1 protein-coding gene and 1 tRNA gene are annotated in these 2031 nt (G+C 43.0%); one reads left to right on the top strand and one right to left on the bottom strand.

The window, feature by feature from the left end; genetic code table 11:
• Nucleotides 1-159: 159 nt before the first annotated feature.
• Nucleotides 160-231, top strand: a tRNA-Gly gene (locus H6S82_RS31000).
• 118 nt (nucleotides 232-349) lie between these two features.
• On the opposite strand, the gene H6S82_RS30995 is transcribed toward H6S82_RS31000, so the two are convergent.
• Nucleotides 350-1720, bottom strand: coding sequence for an L-serine ammonia-lyase (locus H6S82_RS30995; protein ID WP_190468412.1), 1371 nt, complete (start codon nucleotides 1718-1720; stop codon nucleotides 350-352).
• Nucleotides 1721-2031: the final 311 nt, after the last annotated feature.

Here is a 2031-nt window from a genome sequence, read left to right as displayed (position 1 = left end):
TCTCGATCGCATTCCAGCAAGTGCCTTAACAAAAGTTAATACAGTGTCGATTACTTTTGTCCGACTACTTACGTGTCGATACGTAGCCGCTACTCAGCATTCCCGTGCAAGTGCGATGCTCGATGTTTGTGCCAAAACGTGCTATTCTTATAAAGAAGTGCGGGTGTAGTTCAGTGGTAGAGCATCTGCTTCCCAAGCAGAGTGTCGAGGGTTCGAATCCCTTCACCCGCTTGAAACGATCGACGATTTCTCGTTGCTTTGGGGATATTCCACTCAAGCTACAAGGTTATTTGCGCTTAGTGGTACACATAAGTGGTACACACTGGCACTAAACCTGCTTTTGCAAAGATTAACATTCGATCGCATTCACTGCCAGCCCACCACGAGCGGTTTCCTTATATTTACTGTGCATATCTGCTCCAGTAGCACGCATTGTTTGAATCGCCTTGTCCAGGGAAACGATATGCAAACCATCTCCGCGTAAAGCAATACGAGAGGCGTTGATTGCTTTAACAGCCCCCATCGCATTCCTTTCAATGCAAGGTATTTGAACCAATCCAGCAACGGGATCGCAGGTTAATCCTAAATGATGTTCCATCGCGATTTCAGCGGCGTTTTCCACTTGCTTTGGCGTTCCTCCCAATACCTCTGTTAAAGCACCCGCCGCCATTGAACAAGCAACGCCAACTTCTCCTTGACAACCAACATCAGCACCAGAGATGGAGGCGTTTTCTTTATACAAAATTCCAATTGCGCCTGCGGTAAGTAAGAAGTTGACAATGCGATCGATCGTCGCACTAGGGCAAAATCGAATATAGTAGTGCAAAACCGCCGGAATAATACCCGCCGCACCATTGGTGGGTGCAGTTACAACTCTTCCCCCTGCTGCATTTTCTTCATTAACTGCAATGGCGTAAACATTTACCCAATCGATAATACTAAGCGGGTCAAGTAGACAAGTTTCACCTTTGGCGGATAATTGGCGATAGAGTTCTGGGGCGCGGCGTTTTACGTTTAAACCTCCCGGTAAAATACCTTCATTTTTACAGCCGTTTCTCACGCACTCTTGCATCACTTCCCAGATGCGTAGCAGTCCTTGTATGACTTCTTCTTCAGAACGCCAAGACTTCTCATTTTCTAACATGACTTGGCTAATCGATAAACCTTGTTTTTCGCAGATTTCGATCAAATTAGTAGCGCTTGTAAACGTATAGGGAACCTGACTATTATCATCTTGTTTGCTTTGCGTATCTTCTTCATCGACAATAAAGCCTCCTCCCACTGAATAATAAACTTTTCTTGCGATTTCCTCCCTGACGGCATTGTGCGCTGTAAATCGCATTCCGTTGGGATGAAACGGAAGGTTTTGCCAGTGAAATAGAAGATGCTCTTTTTCGCAAAACGCGATGGGTTTCTTTCCCAATAAAAATACTTTTTCTTCAATACGTATTCTCGCCACTCGTGCATCAATAGATACTGTATCAATTAGTTCTGGCGTTTCTCCCTCTAGACCCAAGATTACAGCTTTGTCAGTACCGTGGCCTTTTCCAGTTGCAGCGAGAGAACCGAATAGTTCTACCTTAATAGTTTCAGTTGTATCTAAAAGTTTTTTATTTTGGATAAATGTGGCAAATCGTAATGCTGCACGCATTGGGCCGACCGTATGAGAACTGGAAGGCCCAATGCCGATTTTGAATAGTTCAAAAACGCTAATAGCCATAGGAAAAACTCTCAATTATAAATGATAAACGAGATGCAAGCTGGTTATTCTTTATAAGGGTTGAGGTTATTGCGAAACAATTATGCTGACAAATTACTTAGCTAGTAATGTCAGTAGCCTCTAAGTCCTATGTTAAATAATTTTTTAAACTATGATGAGTAGGTGGTATGCTTATAGTGCGATCGCATATTTCAACAAATCTTTTGACCGTCAGGCTTGCCTGGATTAAGTTAAGAAAAATTAAGTAGCAAAGAAGCTAATGCTCACAAAGAATGGCTGTTGAGTCAGCCTATCTTTTAATAGCAGAGTTC

The sequence above is a fragment of the Planktothrix sp. FACHB-1355 genome, assembly GCF_014748295.1.
GTDB lineage: Bacteria > Cyanobacteriota > Cyanobacteriia > Cyanobacteriales > Aerosakkonemataceae > Aerosakkonema > Aerosakkonema funiforme_A.
Note: the sequence above shows the minus strand (reverse complement) of the source record. Positions and strands in the feature narration are given on the sequence as shown.